This window comes from Streptomyces sp. NPDC111744 (genome assembly GCF_055634995.1).
This window is the reverse complement of record NZ_JBVKCG010000017.1, coordinates 121990-137275: the sequence shown is the minus strand read 5'-3', so window position 1 is coordinate 137275 and position 15286 is coordinate 121990. Positions and strand designations below refer to the sequence as shown.

Here is a 15286-nt window from a genome sequence, read left to right as displayed (position 1 = left end):
GCCCTGCCGGTTCGTCTCCCAGGGCATGCACCTGACTCGACAGATCAGCCGCCGGAGCCTGCTGAAGGCCTCGGGAGCGGCGGTGGGGGCCGCCGCTGGGATCGCCGCGGCGGGCCGGCCCGCCTCCGCCGCCGGGGCCTTCGCGCATCCCGGCCTGCTGCACACCCGTACCGATCTCGACCGCATGGCCGCCAAGGTGAAGGCGGGCGCCGCGCCCTACGCGGCCGGGTTCGCCCGGCTCACCGCCAACCCGCACGCGCAGAGCGGCTGGCAGGCGCGTCCGCAGGCCGTGGTGTACCGGGGCTCGGGCACCCCGGAGAACTACGCGCTCCTCTACAACGACATCCACGCCGCGTACCAGAACGCCCTGCGCTACCACGTCACCGGCGAGAGCAAGTACGCCGACACCGCGGTCGCCGTCCTCAACGCGTGGTCCGCCACCCTCACCGCGGTCGACGGTTCCGCCGACCGGTTCCTGGCCGCCGGGCTGTACGGCTACCAGTTCGCCAACGCCGCCGAACTCGTCCGCGACCACGGGGACTTCGAGCTCGCCCGGTTCCAGGAGATGCTGACCAAGCTCTTCGGCGCGGTCAGCGACGACTTCCTCGTCCGGCACAACGGCGCCGTCATCTCCAACTACTGGACCAACTGGGACCTCGCCGCCATGGTCTGCGTCCTCGCCACCGGCATCTTCTGCGACGACCGCGCCCAGGTCACCCGCGCGGTCGACTACTTCAAGCACGGCGCCGGGCTCGGCTCGATCAAGAACGCGATTCCCGTCGTGTACGACGACGGACTCGCCGAGTGGCTGGAAGCCGGGCGCGACCAGGGGCACGCACTCCTCGGGGTGGGCCTGATGGGCACGTTCTGCGAGATGGCCTGGAACCAGGGGATCGACCTGTACGGGTACGACGACAGCCGGTTCCTCAAGGGTGCGCAGTACGTGGCCAAGTGGAGCATGGGCGGGAACGTGTCGTACACCGCGAACACCCGTGAGAAGGGGGCGGTCGGAGGCTGGTCGGGCACCGAGACGGCGACCGCGGCGGCAGGGGTGGACCCGGCGATGACCCGTCCCGTCTGGGCGATGATCGCCAACCACTACACGAAGCGGCGGGGGATGCCGGCGACGTACGTCACGCAGATCGCGGCGAAGGCCGCGCCCGAGGGCGGCGGCGGGGACTACGGGCCGAACAGCGGGGGGTACGACCAACTGGGCTTCGGGACTCTGACGTTCACGCGGGATCGGGCGCAGGCGGCAGGGGCTGCGACGTCTTCCCCGAATCCGACGGAACCGGCATCGGGATCTACGTCCGCGTCCGCTTCGGCGTCGTCCTCCCCGTCGGCCATGGGCAAGGGCGACGACCTCGCCGCCACCGGGTCCGGTGATGTCGTCGGGTGGACCGCGGCCACGGGGATCACCGCGCTGGCGGGTGGGCTGCTGTTGCTGCGCAGGCGGGGGCGCCGGGCCGAGTAGGCACCGGGTGCGGGGGCGGGCGGGCGCCGGGCTTGCTCCAACCGTGGGTCGTGGCCACCCGTTCGGCCGTATGCGGGCGGCTCGGGGGCTTCTCTCGCCGCCCCGAGCCGCCAGGATGGCCGGAGGACCACGCCATGGTGCGGGCGAAGCGCGAGCGTCTGGAGACACACACCGGTGACCGTTGTCAACGACCCCGAGCCCTCGGCCGTCCCCCATTACGAAAGTGAGGTGCCGCTGCGAGGCCGGCGGCCCGGCAGTGTCGTGGTGACGTGGCTGACGACCACCGACCACAAGACGATCGGCACGCTGTATCTGACCACGTCGTTCGCGTTCTTCCTGATCGGCGGCGTGATGGCGCTGCTCATGCGCGCCGAGCTCGCCCGGCCGGGCCTGCAGATCCTCTCGAAGGAGCAGTTCAACCAGGCGTTCACGATGCACGGCACGGTGATGCTGCTGATGTTCGCGACGCCGCTGTTCGCCGGCTTCACGAACTGGATCATGCCGCTGCAGATCGGCGCGCCGGACGTCGCCTTCCCACGGCTGAACATGTTCGCCTACTGGCTCTACCTGTTCGGCTCGACGATCGCGGTCGGCGGGTTCCTCACCCCGCAGGGTGCGGCCGACTTCGGCTGGTTCGCCTACACCCCGCTGTCCGATGCGGTCCGCACCCCGGGCCTCGGCGCCGACATGTGGGTCATGGGTCTGGCCTTCTCCGGCTTCGGCACCATCCTCGGCGCGGTCAACTTCATCACCACGATCATCTGCATGCGTGCCCCCGGCATGACCATGTTCCGCATGCCGATCTTCACGTGGAACGTGCTGCTGACCGCGACCCTGGTGCTGTTCGCCTTCCCGGTCCTGGCGGCCGCGCTGTTCGCGCTGGAGGCGGACCGCAAGTTCGGCGCACACGTCTTCGACGCGGCCAATGGCGGAGCACTGCTCTGGCAGCACCTCTTCTGGTTCTTCGGCCACCCGGAGGTGTACATCATCGCGCTGCCGTTCTTCGGCATCGTGACCGAGGTCATCCCGGTCTTCTCCCGCAAGCCGGTCTTCGGCTACATGGGCCTGGTCGCTGCGACCATCTCGATCGCCGGTCTGTCCATCACCGTCTGGGCGCACCACATGTACGTCACCGGCAGTGTGCTGCTGCCGTTCTTCTCCTTCATGACCTTCATGATCGCGGTCCCGACCGGGGTGAAGTTCTTCAACTGGATCGGCACGATGTGGAAGGGCGCGGTGTCGTTCGAGACACCGATGCTGTGGGCGACGGGCTTCCTCGTGACGTTCCTGTTCGGTGGTCTGACCGGTGTCATCCTGGCCTCACCCCCGTTGGACTTCCACGTCTCCGACTCGTACTTCGTGGTGGCGCACTTCCACTACGTGGTCTTCGGTACGGTCGTCTTCGCGATGTTCTCCGGCTTCCACTTCTGGTGGCCGAAGATGACGGGCAAGATGCTCGACGAGCGCCTCGGCAAGATCACCTTCTGGACGCTGTTCGTCGGCTTCCACGGCACCTTCCTGGTCCAGCACTGGCTGGGTGCCGAGGGCATGCCGCGTCGCTACGCCGACTACCTGGCGGCCGACGGCTTCACCGCGCTGAACACGATCTCGTCGATCAGCTCCTTCCTGCTCGGCCTGTCGATGCTGCCGTTCCTCTACAACGTGTGGAGGACGGCCAGGTACGGCAAGCCGGTCGGCGTCGACGACCCGTGGGGCTTCGGCCGTTCACTGGAGTGGGCGACCTCCTGCCCGCCGCCGCGGCACAACTTCGTCACCCTGCCGCGGATCCGCAGCGAATCCCCGGCGTTCGACCTGCACCACCCCGACATCGCCCTGGCTGAGGCCGAGGCCTACCGCGCCCACTCATGACCGACGCCGGACACCAAGTGGGCGGAAGACCGCAGGGCGGGGCCGGCGAAGACCTCGGCAACGAGGTGGAGGGTTACCTGCTGTGGCAGGCCCGGATCGCTGAGGCCGAACAGCGGGCACGGGAGTTCACCCGGTGCATGGACTGGCTGACCACGTCCCAACGTGACGAGATCGAACGCCAATACGTCGACGACAGCCTCCGGAACGCCCGGCAGGACCTCGAACGGGTCGCCGCCCGGTGTGTGTCCCTGCGGGGCGAGTACGAGCGCCGGTACCGCCGGCTGCGGGCACGCTGTGCGGGGTGGTCACTGGCCGTGTGCGCGGGCGTCACCTTCCTGGCGGCGGCCGTCTCACTGGGCCGCTGACGGCCGCTGAGGGCCCTTCCGCGGCCGGGTCACCGGGCCACCGACGGTCGCTGTCCCCCGGCTCCCCCGCTCCCGCGCTCGCGCCGCCCCTACGCCCCCGCCTTCGCCGCCCCGCCCGGTGCCGCCGTCAGTGGTGTGGCGATGTCCTCCAGCGACCGCCGCTCCGCGTTCACCGCGCACACCGCCGCCACCAGCCCCGCCGCGCACATCAGCCCCGCGCCGATCTGGAACGCCAGCACGGTGTCGGACACCTTCCCCGTTCCCGTCAGGTCGGCGAAGAGGAGCGGGCCGCTGATGCCGCCCGCCGCCGTGCCCAGCGCGTAGAAGAACGCGATCGACATCGCCCTCGTCTCCATCGGGAAGATCTCGGACACCGTGAGATACGCGCTGGACGCTCCCGCCGACGCGAAGAACAGCACCACGCACCAGCATGCCGTCAGCGTCCCCGCCGTCAGCACACCCTGGTCGAACAGCCACGCCGTGAGGAACAGCAGCAGCCCGGAGAGGATGTACGTCGACGAGATCATCACCCTCCTCCCCACCGTGTCGAACAGCTTGCCCAGCAGCAGGGGGCCCAGGAAGTTGCCGACCGCGATGACCACGAAGTAGTAGCCCGTGTCGCCCGTCGGCACGTCGAAGAACTTCGTGAGGATCGCGCCGAAGCCGAAGGTGATCGCGTTGTAGAGGAACGCCTGGCCCATGAAGAGGGCGAAGCCGAGGACGGCACGACGCCGGTAGTCGTGGAAGACCGTGCGGGCGATCTCGCGGAAGGTGACGCCGGCCCGCTGGTGGATCACCAGCTCGCCCGCCGGTTCGGGGAGCGGCTCGCCCTTCTCCTCCTCCACCTGCTGCTCGATCGAGGAGACGATCTCCTCCGCCTCCCGTTCCCGGCCGTGGATGAGCAGCCAGCGCGGGCTCTCCGGGACGTTCCGTCGTACCAGCAGGATGACCAGGCCCAGGACGACCCCCAGCGCGAAGGTCAGGCGCCAGCCCACGTCCTTCGCCAGGAAGTCCGTGTTCAGGGCGACGATCGAGAGCAGCGAACCGCCGACCGCGCCCACCCAGAAGCTGCCGTTGATGACCAGGTCCACGCGGCCGCGGTAGTACGCGGGGATCAGTTCGTCGATCGCGGAGTTGATCGCCGCGTACTCGCCGCCGATACCGAAGCCGGTCAGGAAACGGAAGGTGAAGAACCACCAGGGAGCGAAGGAGATCGACGTCAGGGCCGTGGCGGCCAGATAGACCGCCAGGGTGATCATGAAGAGGTTCTTGCGGCCGTAGCGGTCGGTCAGGCGGCCCCAGAAGAGGGCGCCGGTGCAGGCGCCCGCCACGTACAGCGCGGCCGCCACGCCGGTGACCTGGGAGGACGAGATCGCGAGGCCGCTGCCCGGTTCCGACAGACGGCTCGCGATGTTGCCCACGACCGTGACCTCGAGGCCGTCCAGGATCCAGACCGTGCCGAGGCCGATGACGACCGTCCAGTGCCAGCGGGACCAGGGGAGGCGGTCCAGGCGGGCCGGGATACGAGTGGTGATCGTCCGGCCGCCGCCGTGGCCGCCGCCCGCCCCGTCCACGCCCACATCCGCACCCGTAGCCATCCGCGCCTCCTCTGCCGGCGAGAGAACACAATCGTCAGGCGGGTGCCCCATGCCCGGCGTTCGAAGCGCCCTACGCGCCCAGCGCCCGCGACACCGTGAAGATCAGCACGCCGGCCAGCGACCCCACCACCGTGCCATTGATCCGGATGAACTGCAGATCACGCCCGATGTGCGCTTCGATCTTCCGGGTGGTGTGCTCCGCGTCCCAGCCCGCCACGGTGTCGGTGATCAGGGAGGTGATCTCCTTGCGGTACGTCGACACCACGTGCACGGCCGCGCCCTCGACCCAGCTGTCGACCTTGTCCTGGACCTTTGGTTCCTCGGCCATCCGAGTGCCCAGGGAGATCAGGGAGGCCCGGACGCGCAGCCGCAGCTCGCTGCGTTCGTCCTCGGCCGCCGAGACGATCATGGATCGTACGGCCGTCCAGGCGGACGCGATCAGGTCCTGCACCTCGCCACGGCCCAGGACGTCGCCCTTGAGCCGCTCGACCCGGGCCCGGGTGTCGGTGTCGGACTGGAGGTCGTTCGCGAAGTCCGTGAGGAAGCGGTCGAGGGCGCCGCGTGCCGGGTGGGACGGCATGTCCCGCATCTCGGCGCAGAAGCGCAGCAGCTCCTTGTAGACGCGCTCGCCGACGCGCCGGTCGACGAACCGGGGCGTCCACCCGGGCGCCCCACCCTGGACGGCGTCCATCACGGAGTCCCCGTGCAGCACCAGCCAGTCGTGCGCCTTGGTGACGACCAGGTCCACGACCCGCTTGTGACCGCCGTCGGCGACGACCCGTTCCAGCATCTTGCCGATGCCGGGGGCGATCTCCTGGGCGTCGGCCCGCCGGGTGATCGCCTCCCCGACCACAGCCTGGACGTCGGAGTCCCGCAGCACGGTCAGGGCGCCGCGCAGCGCGGTCGCCAGCTCCGCCATCACCCGGTCGGCGTTCTTCGGCTCCGCCAGCCACGCGCCGAGCCGGCTGCCGATGCCGACGGCACGCAACCGCTGTCGTACGACGTCCTGGGAGAGGAAGTTCTCGCCGACGAACTCGCCCAGCGAGATCCCCAGCTGGTCCTTCTTCGTCGGGATGATCGCGGTGTGCGGGATCGGCAGGCCGAGCGGGTGCCGGAAGAGGGCGGTCACCGCGAACCAGTCGGCGAGCGCGCCGACCATGCCCGCCTCGGCGGCCGCGGCCACATAGTCCGCCCACGAGCCCGCGCCCTCACCGGACGCCCACTTGGCCAGCACGTACACCAGGGCGACGAGCAGCAGCAGGCCGGTCGCCGTGCGCTTCATGTGCCGCACACCGCGCTGGCGCTCCTCGTCGGCGGGCGTGAAGGCGTTCATGGACTTGTAGGACGGAGCGCTCCCCGCGCGACCGTCGGTGTCCGGCGTTTCCGTACGTTCCTCCATCTGCTCCACCCGTTCGCAGCTGGTCTCACCCCCATGGTGATCCCGCACATATTGTCCCTTCCTGACCTACTCCCGGAACGGAACAAGAGTTCCCGTCGTCTGTCTGTTCGGGAAATTCAACGGGCGGTGGTCCCCCGCGGCACGGTGGGGGCTGATCGCGCAGCCCCCCGGTGCTCAGTAGTCGCCGTGCCTTCGGCCGGTGCGTTCCTCGCGGAGTTCGTCGCGTTGTTCCCTGCGCTCCTGGCGCCACTCGTGGCGGGCCGCGTGCAGTTCGTGCCGGGCCGACCTGCGGTCCAGCTTCTCCTGGCGGCGTTCCTCCCTGAGGCGTTGGCGTTCCGCCTTGGTGACCTTGTGCTCCACCTCGACGCCGCCCCAGAAGGCGAAGCCCGTCACGATCACCCTCGGCGCGGCCGGGTCCGGCGGTGTGCCCTCCTCGCGGTGGTCGAAGCCGCCCATGACGCCGATGCCCCGCATCACCACTTCCACGCCCGGCGGCACGAGCACGCTGAGGCCGCCCATGATCGCGACGCAGTTGATCTCGATCTCCCGGTCCGCGAAGTTCGCCTCGCGCAGGTCGATCTCGCCGCCGCCCCAGAACGCGAGGCAGTTGAAGCGTTTTGGCGCGGTCCAGCGGCCCCTGCGCTGGAAGCCGGACATCACGGCCACCGCCCAGGAGGACGAGCCCTCGCCGCCGACTATCCGGCTCCCCCAACTGCCGCTGTCCGCCGGGGACTTGTTCAGCGATACCGATGGCGACACCGCGGGCGAGCCGGCCGCCGCGGGCAGATCCCTGGTGATCGGCGTCAGCTCACCGTACGTACGGGCCTTGTACGTCGCCTCCAGCCGCTCCTCGAACTCCTCCATGTCCAGGCGCCCCTCCGCGAGGGCGTCCCTGAGGACCTCGGCGACTCGTTCGCGATCGGCGTCGGAGGCACGCAACTCCGGGGCATCGTCGGTCATGAGTGCAGACTACGAGTTCCGGTCGCCGGGCACTACGCCGTCGTGCGCTCCGAGGGGGGTGGAGGGGCGTCCCCCGGGGTTCCCGGGGTTCCCGGGGTTCCCGGGGTTCCCGGGGCCCACGGTGTCGCCGTTGTCCCCGATGTCTCCAAGGAACGCAGCATCTTCGCGATCACCGTCTCGATGTCCGGCTCCCGGACGGAGAGGTCCACCAAGGGATACGCCGCCGCGATCCGCGCCACCAGCGGCGCCGCCGACTCCGACGCCGGGAACGCCAGCCACTGCCGGGGTCCCTCCACCTTCACCACCCGCGCCGAGCCGCCCACCTCGACCGGCGGCAGCTCCCGCTCCAGGTCCACCACCAGGGTCCGTTCGCTCTCCCCCACCTCGTGCAGGCCCGCGAGCGGACCGTCGTACATCAGCCGCCCGTGGTCGATGACCATCACGCGCGAGCACAACTGCTCGATGTCCTGGAGGTCATGGGTGGTCAGCAGGACCGTGGTGCCGCGCTCGGTGTTGAGCTCCCGGAGGAAGTCACGGACCTTGGCCTTGGAGATGACGTCCAGGCCGATCGTCGGCTCGTCGAGGTAGAGCACCTCGGGGTCGTGCAGCAGCGCCGCCACGATGTCGCCGCGCATCCGCTGGCCGAGCGAGAGCTGCCGTACCGGGACGTCCAGCAGACTCTCCAGGGAGAGGAGTTCGACCAGGCGGTCCAGGTTCTCGGCGTAACGCGCGTCCGGGATGCGGTACATGCGGTGCATCAGGCGGTAGGAGTCGATGAGCGGGAGGTCCCACCACAGCGTGGTGCGCTGGCCGAAGACCACGCCGATGCGGTGTGCCAGCCGGGTGCGCTCGCGCGACGGGTCGATGCCCGCCACCCGCAGCCGGCCGCCGCTCGGGGTCAGGATCCCCGTCAGCATCTTGATCGTCGTCGACTTCCCGGCGCCGTTCGGGCCGATGTAGCCCACCATCTCGCCGCGCTCCACCGTGAAGGAGAGCTCGTCCACAGCCCGTACCTGCCGGCGCTCCCGTCTCAGGAAGCCGGTCTTGCGCCGGACCTCGAAGACCTTCTCCACCCGGTCCACTTCAATGAACACCGTCAACTCCTCGTGATCCGGTCAACTCCCGGTGCTCCGATACGACCTGAGCCCCGCCCGCCACGCCAGGCCCGCCAGCGCGCAGCACACCACCGCCACCAGCGGCGACGACCACGCCGTCCACTCCGGGAGCCGCAGCGGATACGGCCGCCCCAGCACGTACGCGGCCGGCACCCAGTTGACGAAGGCCAGCGGCAGCAGGAACGTCACCCCGCGTACGAAGTCCCTCCCGAACACCGTCGGCGGGTACTGGAGCAGCGTCGTACCGCCGTAGGTGAACGCGTTCTGCACCTCGGCCGCGTCCTGCGCCAGGAACTGGAAGGTCGCGCCCGCCAGGAACAGCGCGCAGAAGATCACCGCGCCGCTGACCACGGTCACCGGCACCAGCAGCACCTTCGCCGCCGTCCAGTCGACGTCCACGGCGGTCAGCGCGTACCCGAGGACCAGCCCGCCCTGGACGATCCGGCCGAGGCGGCGCAGCGCGAAGCGGTCCGCTCCGAGCTGGGCGAGCACCGGAGCCGGCCGGACCAGCAGGATGTCGAAGGAGCCGTCGCGGATCCGGGTGCCCAGCACGTCCATCGAGCCGAACGCCAGGTCGGCGAAGCCGAACGCGGTCACGGACAGGCCGTACAGGAAGGCCACCTCGGGCATGGTCCAGCCACCGAGCCGGTCGACCTGCGTGAACATCAGCAGGATCGTGGCGAAGTCCAGGCCGGTCACCGTCAGGTTGCCGAGCATCGTGAGGACGAAGGACGTGCGGTAGGTCATCGTCGACCTGATCCACATCCCCGCGATCAGCCGGTACGCCCGCAGGCCCTCCGCCGGCCGGTACGCCCGCACCCCGTCCAGGGCCCGCTCACCCACCCTGCACCACCACCCGTCGCGTCGCCGCCCTCTGCACCAGCCGCCCCGCCGCCAGCAGCGCCACCGCCCACGCCGCCTGGAAGGCGTACGCGCCCGGCGGGCCGGTCTCCCCCAGCAGGACGTCCGCCGGCACCTGGAGCTGCGCCGCCCACGGCAGGGCCCGCACGACGTCGCCGAGGGCGCCCGGGAAGACGTTCAACGGCAGGGTCATGCCCGAGCAGAAGATCCCCAGCACCATCAGCGCCTGGTTGACGCCCATGCCGTCCATCAGCCAGAACACGCTCAGCGCGGCCAGATAGCGGATGCCGAAGCTGACGACCATCGCGAGCAGCAGGGAAACGGCGAAGGCCGCCCAGGTCGCCACGTCCGTCGGCAGCGCCATCGGGAAGAACAGCGCACCGAAGAGGAAGGGGACCACCCCGCGTCCCAGCATCTGGAACAGCGACCGGCCCAAATCCGTCGCCAGCCACCACAGTTGGAGATCGGCCGGACGGTACAGGTCGATCGCGATCTCACCCGTGCGGATACGCTCCATCAGGTCTTTTTCCACGCCCCCGCCCTGGATGGCGAGCGTCGCGTACAGGCACTGCCCGAGCCACACATAGGTGACCGCCTGCGCCTGGTCATAGCCTCCGAGGTGCGGCTTCTCGTCCCACAGGGCCAGGTATGTGTACACGAGGATGATCCCGAAGACCGTGTTGGTGAACACCCCGGCGGCGGTCGCCGCCCGGTATGTCGCGTACCGTCGGAAACCCCCCGCCGCGACGGCCGAATACAACCGTCCCGCTCCCACGCCAACCGACCTCCCGGACCGCCCGACACCGAAGCGCAGGAGCCTACTGCGCCGACGACATCGCAGGCCACGCATTTTCCGTGACCGAAGCGTGCCGGAATCCGGGAACGGAACGCATGGTGCGAGAGTCTTCAACAGGGGGCGCAGAAGCGTACGAGGTCGTACGGGAACGAACGTACGACGCGAAACAGGAGTCCGTGCACGAGATGAGCGACGAGCCGCAGCCGCAGCAGCCGAACCAGAGCGGCGGAGGCCCGGCAGAACCGCCGGGGGCGGCCGAGGAGACGAAGGGGGGCGAGAAGAAGATGAAGCGTCCCGGGCGCACCGGATGGCGGCGGATCATCCCGACCTGGCGCACGGTGCTCGGCACCTTCGTGATCGGGATACTCCTTCTGATCGGCCTGTTCTTCCTCGGCTACTCGATGGTGAAGATCCCGGCGGCCAACGCGTTCGCCACCAAGCAGAGCAACGTGTTCCTGTACGCCGACGGCTCCCAGCTCGCCCGGGACGGCGAGGTCAACCGGGAGAACGTGACGCTCGCCCAGGTCTCCGCGGACGCCCAGCACGCCGTGCTCGCCGCCGAGGACCGCGACTTCTACACCGAGTCCGCCGTCGACCCCAAGGCGATGCTGCGTGCCGCCTGGAACACCGCGACCGGCAAGGGCACCCAGTCCGGCTCGACGATCACCCAGCAGTACGTGAAGAACTACTACCTGGCGCAGGAGCAGACCGTCACCCGCAAGGTGAAGGAGTTCTTCATCTCGATCAAGCTGGACCGCTCCGAGTCCAAGGCCGACATCCTGGAGGGCTACCTCAACACCAGCTACTTCGGCCGCAACGCCTACGGCATCCAGGCCGCCGCCCAGGCCTACTACGGCAAGGACGCCACCGACCTCGACCCGGCCCGCGCCGCCTACCTCGCCGCGCTCGTCAACGCGCCCAGCGAGTACGACGTCGTCGCCCACCCCGAGAACAAGGCGGCGGCCGTCGCCCGCTGGAACTACGTCCTGGACGGCATGGTCAAGAAGGGCTGGCTCAGCCAGTCCAAGCGGGCCGGCATGAAGTTCCCGATGCCCAAGGAGCAGACCACCTCCACCGGCATGTCCGGGCAGCGCGGCTACCTCGTCGAGGCGGTCAAGAGCTACCTCGTCAAGAACAAGATCGTAGACGCCGACTCCCTTGAGGCCGGCGGCTACCGCATCACCACCACCATCCAGAAGGACAAGCAGAACGCCTTCGTCAAGGCGGTCGACGACAAGCTGATGTCCAAGCTGGACAAGAAGAACAACAAGGCCGACAACTATGTGCGGGCCGGCGGCGCCTCGGTCGACCCGAAGACCGGCAACGTCGTCGCCATGTACGGCGGCATCGACTACGTGAAGCAGTACACCAACGGCGCGACCCGCGGTGACTTCCAGGTCGGCTCCACCTTCAAGCCGTTCGTGTTCGCCTCCGCCGTCGACAACGGCTCCACCACCCAGTCCGGCCAGACCATCACCCCGAACACCTACTACGACGGCACCAACAAGCGCGCCGTCCAGGGCTGGCCCGGCGGCAGCTACGCGCCGGAGAACGAGGACGGGAAGTCGTACGGCGAGATCACCGTCCGCAGGGCCACCGACCTGTCGGTGAACGCGGTGTACGCGCAGATGGCCGTCGACGTCGGCCCGTCCAAGGTCAAGCAGACCGCCGTCGACCTGGGCATCCCCTCCGACACCAAGGACCTCCAGCCGTACCCGTCGATCGCCCTCGGCACCGCCACCGCCAGTGTCCTGGACATGGCGGAGGCGTACGCCACGCTCGCCAACCACGGCAAGCACGGCACGTACACGATGGTCCAGAAGGTCACCAGGGACGGCACCGAGGACATCAAACTGCCCCAGTCGCCGACCAAGCAGGCCGTGAGCCGGCAGGCCGCCGACACCACGACCTCGATCCTGCAGAGCGTGGTCGACAACGGCACCGCCACCGCCGCCCAGGCCGCGGGCCGCCCGGCGGCCGGCAAGACCGGCACCGCCGAGGAGGACACCGCCGCCTGGTTCGCGGGCTACACACCCGACCTCGCCACCGTCGTCTCCGTGATGGGCCAGGACCCGGTCACGGCCGCCCACAAGTCGCTCTACGGCGCGCTCGGCCTCGCCCGCATCAACGGCGGCGGGGCCCCGACCGAGATCTGGTCGCAGTACACCAAGGACGCCCTGGAGGGCACCACGGCCTCCTCCTTCGACCTCGACCTCCAGCCCGGCGCCGAGACCGTGGCCCCGCCCAGCCAGAACCCGGCCACCCCGGGCACCGGCGGCCAGGACAACGGCGGCACGACCGGCGGGAACCAGGGCAACGGCGTCACCACCGGCGGCGCCCAGGACAACGGCGGCACGACGGGCGGCTCCACCACGGCGGGCACCACCGCCGGCGGCACCACGGACGGCTCCACCACCGGCGGCTCGACCACGTCCGGCACGACGACCCCCGGCACCGACTCCGGTACGACGACATCGGGCACCGACTCCGGCACCTCGACCGGCACCACCACCGACGGCACCACTACGGGTACGACGACCGGAACCACGGACGCCGGCACCACGACCGGGACGACAGCGGGCGACAACGGCGGCGGCTTCGGATTCCAGTAGTCGCCGTTGGCACAGAAACGACGAAAAGGGCTGGTGACCGCAGTCACCAGCCCTTTTCTACCGTCTCTACCGTCTCTGCCGTCGACTCACAGGTACAGGCCGGTCGAGTCCTCCGAGCCCTCGAACCGGTCGGCGGCGACCGCGTGCAGATCGCGCTCTCGCATCAGCACATAGGCCACACCGCGCACCTCGACCTCGGCACGGTCCTCCGGGTCGTACAACACCCGGTCACCGGGCTCCACCGTCCGCACGTTCTGCCCGACCGCGACCACCTCGGCCCAGGCCAGCCTGCGCCCGACGGCCGCCGTGGCGGGAATGAGAATCCCACCGCCCGACCGCCGCTCACCCTCGCCGGTCTCCTGCTTGACCAGGACCCGGTCGTGCAGCATACGGATGGGCAGCTTGTCGTGATGGGTGTCGTTTCTGTTGGCGCTCACGCCTTGAACCTACCTGCTTCTGCTCAGCTCTTACGCCGTCGGGTACTGAACACGAGCAGCCCGACCACGCCCACGGCGACGAGCGCGACCGGCACGACGCGCTCCAGGCGCGGCGCACCCTCCTCGTCCACGAACTGGGCCTTCACATCGCTCACGACCCGGTTGACCTGGACGTAGGCTCGCCCGAGCGTGTGATCGACGTTGGCCGCGACCTTGGCCTTCGCATCGCCGACGATGGTCTTGGGATGCACCCGCACCCCGATCTCGTCCAGCGTCTCGGCCAGCACATCGCGGCGTCGCTTGATGTCCGCCTCGATCTGCGCCGGGGTTCTGGTGTCCGACGTGTCCGCCACCGTGGGCCCTCCGAAGTCTCCCGTGCTCGCTGTCCTGGACAGTCTGTCAGTTCTCGCCGCCCCTGCGCTGTCAGGACCCCCCGTTACGCTGGACCGATGAGCGAGCGACTCCAGCCCGGGGACGTAGCCCCCGACTTCACCCTCCCCGACGCCGACGGCAACGAGGTGTCCCTCTCCGCCCACAAGGGCCGCAAGGTCATCGTCTACTTCTACCCGGCCGCGCTGACGCCAGGCTGCACGAAGCAGGCCTGCGACTTCACGGACAACCTCGACCTGCTGGCCGGCGCGGGCTACGACGTCATCGGCGTCTCCCCCGACCAGCCGGAGAAACTCGGCAAGTTCCGCGAGAAGGAAAACCTCAGGGTCACCCTCCTCGCCGACCCCGACAAGAAGGTCCTGGACGCGTACGGCGCGTACGGCGAGAAGATGAACTACGGCAAGACATACATGGGCGTCATCCGCTCCACGATCATCGTCGACGAGCAGGGCAAGGTGGAACGGGCCCTCTACAACGTCCGCGCCACCGGCCACGTAGCCAAGATCATCAAGGACCTGGGCATCTGACACCCTCATCCGCCGCTGACGCGGGACCTTCCAGGCGACCGCTGTGTCCGAACCGCCATGCGATCACCAGCACATGGTGTCGGGGAGGGCGGCGAACCCCTCGTATCGCCCAGTAGAGTAGGCGGGACTGAGGGCCCGTACCCCAGCTGGCAAGAGGGCGCCGGTTTAGGTCCGGTGTGTCGTGGGTTCGAGTCCCACCGGGCCCACAGGAAAACAAGGCCCCGCACCTTAGATTCAAAGGTGCGGGGTCTTTTCGTCGCGTCAGCCCAGCAACTCCCGCACCACCGGCACCAGACCCCGGAACGCCTTCCCCCGGTGGCTGATCGCGTTCTTCTCCTCGGGGCTCAGCTCCGCGCATGTTCGGGTGTCGCCATCCGGCTGGAGGATCGGGTCGTAGCCGAAGCCGTTCGTGCCGGACGGGGCGTGGCGGAGAACCCCCCGCAACTGACCCTCGACCACCCGCTCCGTGCCGTCCGGCAACGCCAGCGCCGCCGCGCACGCGAAGTGCGCCCCCCGGTGCTCCTCGGCGATGTCCGAGAGCTGGGCCAGGAGGAGGTCCAGGTTGGCCTTGTCGTCGCCGTGGCGGCCGGCCCAGCGGGCGGAGAAGATGCCGGGGGCGCCGTTGAGGACGTCGACGCAGAGGCCCGAGTCGTCGGCCACTGCCGGGAGGCCCGTCGCTCGGGCCAGGGCATGGGCCTTGAGGAGGGCGTTCTCGGCGAAGGTGACGCCTGTTTCCTTGACGTCGGGGATGTCGGGGTACGCGTCGGCGCCCACCAGCTCGTGGGGCAGCCCCGCCTCGGCGAGGATGGCGCGGAGTTCGGTGATCTTTCCGGCGTTGCGGGTGGCTAGGATCAGGCGGGTCGTCATGACACGCAGTATCGCA

14 protein-coding genes and 1 tRNA gene are annotated in these 15286 nt (G+C 69.4%); 6 read left to right on the top strand and 9 right to left on the bottom strand.

Features of this window, described 5'->3' with window-relative positions; translation table 11 throughout:
• Nucleotides 1–25 precede the first annotated feature (25 nt).
• From ACZ7OO_RS31545 to ACZ7OO_RS31535, 3 genes are all read left to right on the top strand, one after another.
• The gene (locus tag ACZ7OO_RS31545) at nucleotides 26–1474 is read left to right on the top strand and encodes an alginate lyase family protein (protein ID WP_471509961.1); all 1449 of its coding nucleotides are present in this window, start codon (nucleotides 26–28) and stop codon (nucleotides 1472–1474) included.
• Nucleotides 1475–1648: 174 nt separating this feature from the next.
• On the top strand, nucleotides 1649–3343 hold the full coding sequence (gene ctaD / locus ACZ7OO_RS31540; RefSeq protein ID WP_471509959.1) for an aa3-type cytochrome oxidase subunit I: 1695 nt from the start codon (nucleotides 1649–1651) through the stop codon (nucleotides 3341–3343).
• Nucleotides 3340–3708, top strand: a complete 369-nt coding sequence (locus ACZ7OO_RS31535; RefSeq protein ID WP_471509957.1) for a cytochrome C oxidase subunit I — start codon at nucleotides 3340–3342, stop codon at nucleotides 3706–3708. Before ctaD ends, ACZ7OO_RS31535 begins: the two co-directional genes overlap by 4 nt.
• 89 nt (nucleotides 3709–3797) lie before the next feature.
• Here the strand turns inward: ACZ7OO_RS31535 and ACZ7OO_RS31530 are convergent, their stop codons facing one another.
• The 6 genes from ACZ7OO_RS31530 to ACZ7OO_RS31505 all read right to left on the bottom strand — a co-directional run bounded on the left by ACZ7OO_RS31530 (nucleotide 3798) and on the right by ACZ7OO_RS31505 (nucleotide 10416).
• Nucleotides 3798–5306, bottom strand: coding sequence for an MFS transporter (locus ACZ7OO_RS31530; protein ID WP_471509955.1), 1509 nt, complete (start codon nucleotides 5304–5306; stop codon nucleotides 3798–3800).
• Nucleotides 5307–5376: 70 nt separating this feature from the next.
• Nucleotides 5377–6639: a DUF445 domain-containing protein gene (locus tag ACZ7OO_RS31525; protein WP_471510066.1), complete on the bottom strand. Its 1263-nt coding sequence runs from the start codon at nucleotides 6637–6639 to the stop codon at nucleotides 5377–5379.
• 240 nt (nucleotides 6640–6879) lie between these two features.
• A complete protein-coding gene (locus ACZ7OO_RS31520) occupies nucleotides 6880–7665 on the bottom strand; it encodes a DUF1707 SHOCT-like domain-containing protein (protein ID WP_471509953.1) in 786 nt (261 codons plus the stop codon).
• Between the two features lie 32 nt (nucleotides 7666–7697).
• The gene (locus ACZ7OO_RS31515) at nucleotides 7698–8765 is read right to left on the bottom strand and encodes an ABC transporter ATP-binding protein (protein ID WP_471509951.1); all 1068 of its coding nucleotides are present in this window, start codon (nucleotides 8763–8765) and stop codon (nucleotides 7698–7700) included.
• A 15-nt stretch (nucleotides 8766–8780) separates the two neighbouring features.
• The gene (locus ACZ7OO_RS31510; protein ID WP_471510064.1) at nucleotides 8781–9545 is read right to left on the bottom strand and encodes an ABC transporter permease; all 765 of its coding nucleotides are present in this window, start codon (nucleotides 9543–9545) and stop codon (nucleotides 8781–8783) included.
• 70 nt (nucleotides 9546–9615) lie between these two features.
• A complete protein-coding gene (locus ACZ7OO_RS31505) occupies nucleotides 9616–10416 on the bottom strand; it encodes an ABC transporter permease (protein WP_471509949.1) in 801 nt (266 codons plus the stop codon).
• A 206-nt stretch (nucleotides 10417–10622) separates the two neighbouring features.
• On the opposite strand from ACZ7OO_RS31505, the gene ACZ7OO_RS31500 reads away from it, so the two are divergent.
• Entirely contained in the window at nucleotides 10623–13049 is a 2427-nt protein-coding gene (locus ACZ7OO_RS31500) for a transglycosylase domain-containing protein (protein WP_471509947.1), read from the top strand.
• A gap of 86 nt (nucleotides 13050–13135) precedes the next feature.
• Here ACZ7OO_RS31500 and ACZ7OO_RS31495 read toward each other — a convergent pair whose 3' ends face one another.
• Together ACZ7OO_RS31495 and ACZ7OO_RS31490 are read right to left on the bottom strand one after the other, a co-directional pair.
• Nucleotides 13136–13438, bottom strand: coding sequence for a GroES family chaperonin (locus ACZ7OO_RS31495; RefSeq protein WP_382536575.1), 303 nt, complete (start codon nucleotides 13436–13438; stop codon nucleotides 13136–13138).
• Between the two features lie 71 nt (nucleotides 13439–13509).
• Complete coding sequence (locus tag ACZ7OO_RS31490) at nucleotides 13510–13839, bottom strand: DUF3618 domain-containing protein (RefSeq protein WP_471509945.1); 330 nt, start codon at nucleotides 13837–13839, stop codon at nucleotides 13510–13512.
• A gap of 96 nt (nucleotides 13840–13935) precedes the next feature.
• Here ACZ7OO_RS31490 and bcp point away from each other — a divergent pair, with 96 nt between their 5' ends.
• Complete coding sequence (gene bcp, locus ACZ7OO_RS31485) at nucleotides 13936–14403, top strand: thioredoxin-dependent thiol peroxidase (RefSeq protein ID WP_471509943.1); 468 nt, start codon at nucleotides 13936–13938, stop codon at nucleotides 14401–14403.
• Nucleotides 14404–14534: 131 nt separating this feature from the next.
• Nucleotides 14535–14609: transfer RNA gene (locus tag ACZ7OO_RS31480), tRNA-Leu, on the top strand.
• Between the two features lie 55 nt (nucleotides 14610–14664).
• On the opposite strand, the gene rdgB is transcribed toward ACZ7OO_RS31480, so the two are convergent.
• Entirely contained in the window at nucleotides 14665–15270 is a 606-nt protein-coding gene (gene rdgB, locus ACZ7OO_RS31475) for an RdgB/HAM1 family non-canonical purine NTP pyrophosphatase (protein WP_471509941.1), read from the bottom strand.
• Nucleotides 15271–15286: the final 16 nt, after the last annotated feature.

What these genes read in the sequence shown, in the direction of transcription:
- rdgB (WP_471509941.1), bottom strand. Translation starts at nt 15,270, where the DNA reads ATGACGACCCGCCTGATCCTAGCCACCCGCAACGCCGGAAAGATCACC.
- ACZ7OO_RS31520 (WP_471509953.1), bottom strand. Translation starts at nt 7,665, where the DNA reads ATGACCGACGATGCCCCGGAGTTGCGTGCCTCCGACGCCGATCGCGAA.
- ACZ7OO_RS31500 (WP_471509947.1), top strand. Translation starts at nt 10,623, where the DNA reads ATGAGCGACGAGCCGCAGCCGCAGCAGCCGAACCAGAGCGGCGGAGGC.
- ACZ7OO_RS31525 (WP_471510066.1), bottom strand. Translation starts at nt 6,639, where the DNA reads ATGAACGCCTTCACGCCCGCCGACGAGGAGCGCCAGCGCGGTGTGCGG.
- ACZ7OO_RS31495 (WP_382536575.1), bottom strand. Translation starts at nt 13,438, where the DNA reads ATGCTGCACGACCGGGTCCTGGTCAAGCAGGAGACCGGCGAGGGTGAG.
- ACZ7OO_RS31545 (WP_471509961.1), top strand. Translation starts at nt 26, where the DNA reads ATGCACCTGACTCGACAGATCAGCCGCCGGAGCCTGCTGAAGGCCTCG.
- ACZ7OO_RS31535 (WP_471509957.1), top strand. Translation starts at nt 3,340, where the DNA reads ATGACCGACGCCGGACACCAAGTGGGCGGAAGACCGCAGGGCGGGGCC.
- bcp (WP_471509943.1), top strand. Translation starts at nt 13,936, where the DNA reads ATGAGCGAGCGACTCCAGCCCGGGGACGTAGCCCCCGACTTCACCCTC.
- ACZ7OO_RS31510 (WP_471510064.1), bottom strand. Translation starts at nt 9,545, where the DNA reads ATGTGGATCAGGTCGACGATGACCTACCGCACGTCCTTCGTCCTCACG.
- ACZ7OO_RS31530 (WP_471509955.1), bottom strand. Translation starts at nt 5,306, where the DNA reads ATGGCTACGGGTGCGGATGTGGGCGTGGACGGGGCGGGCGGCGGCCAC.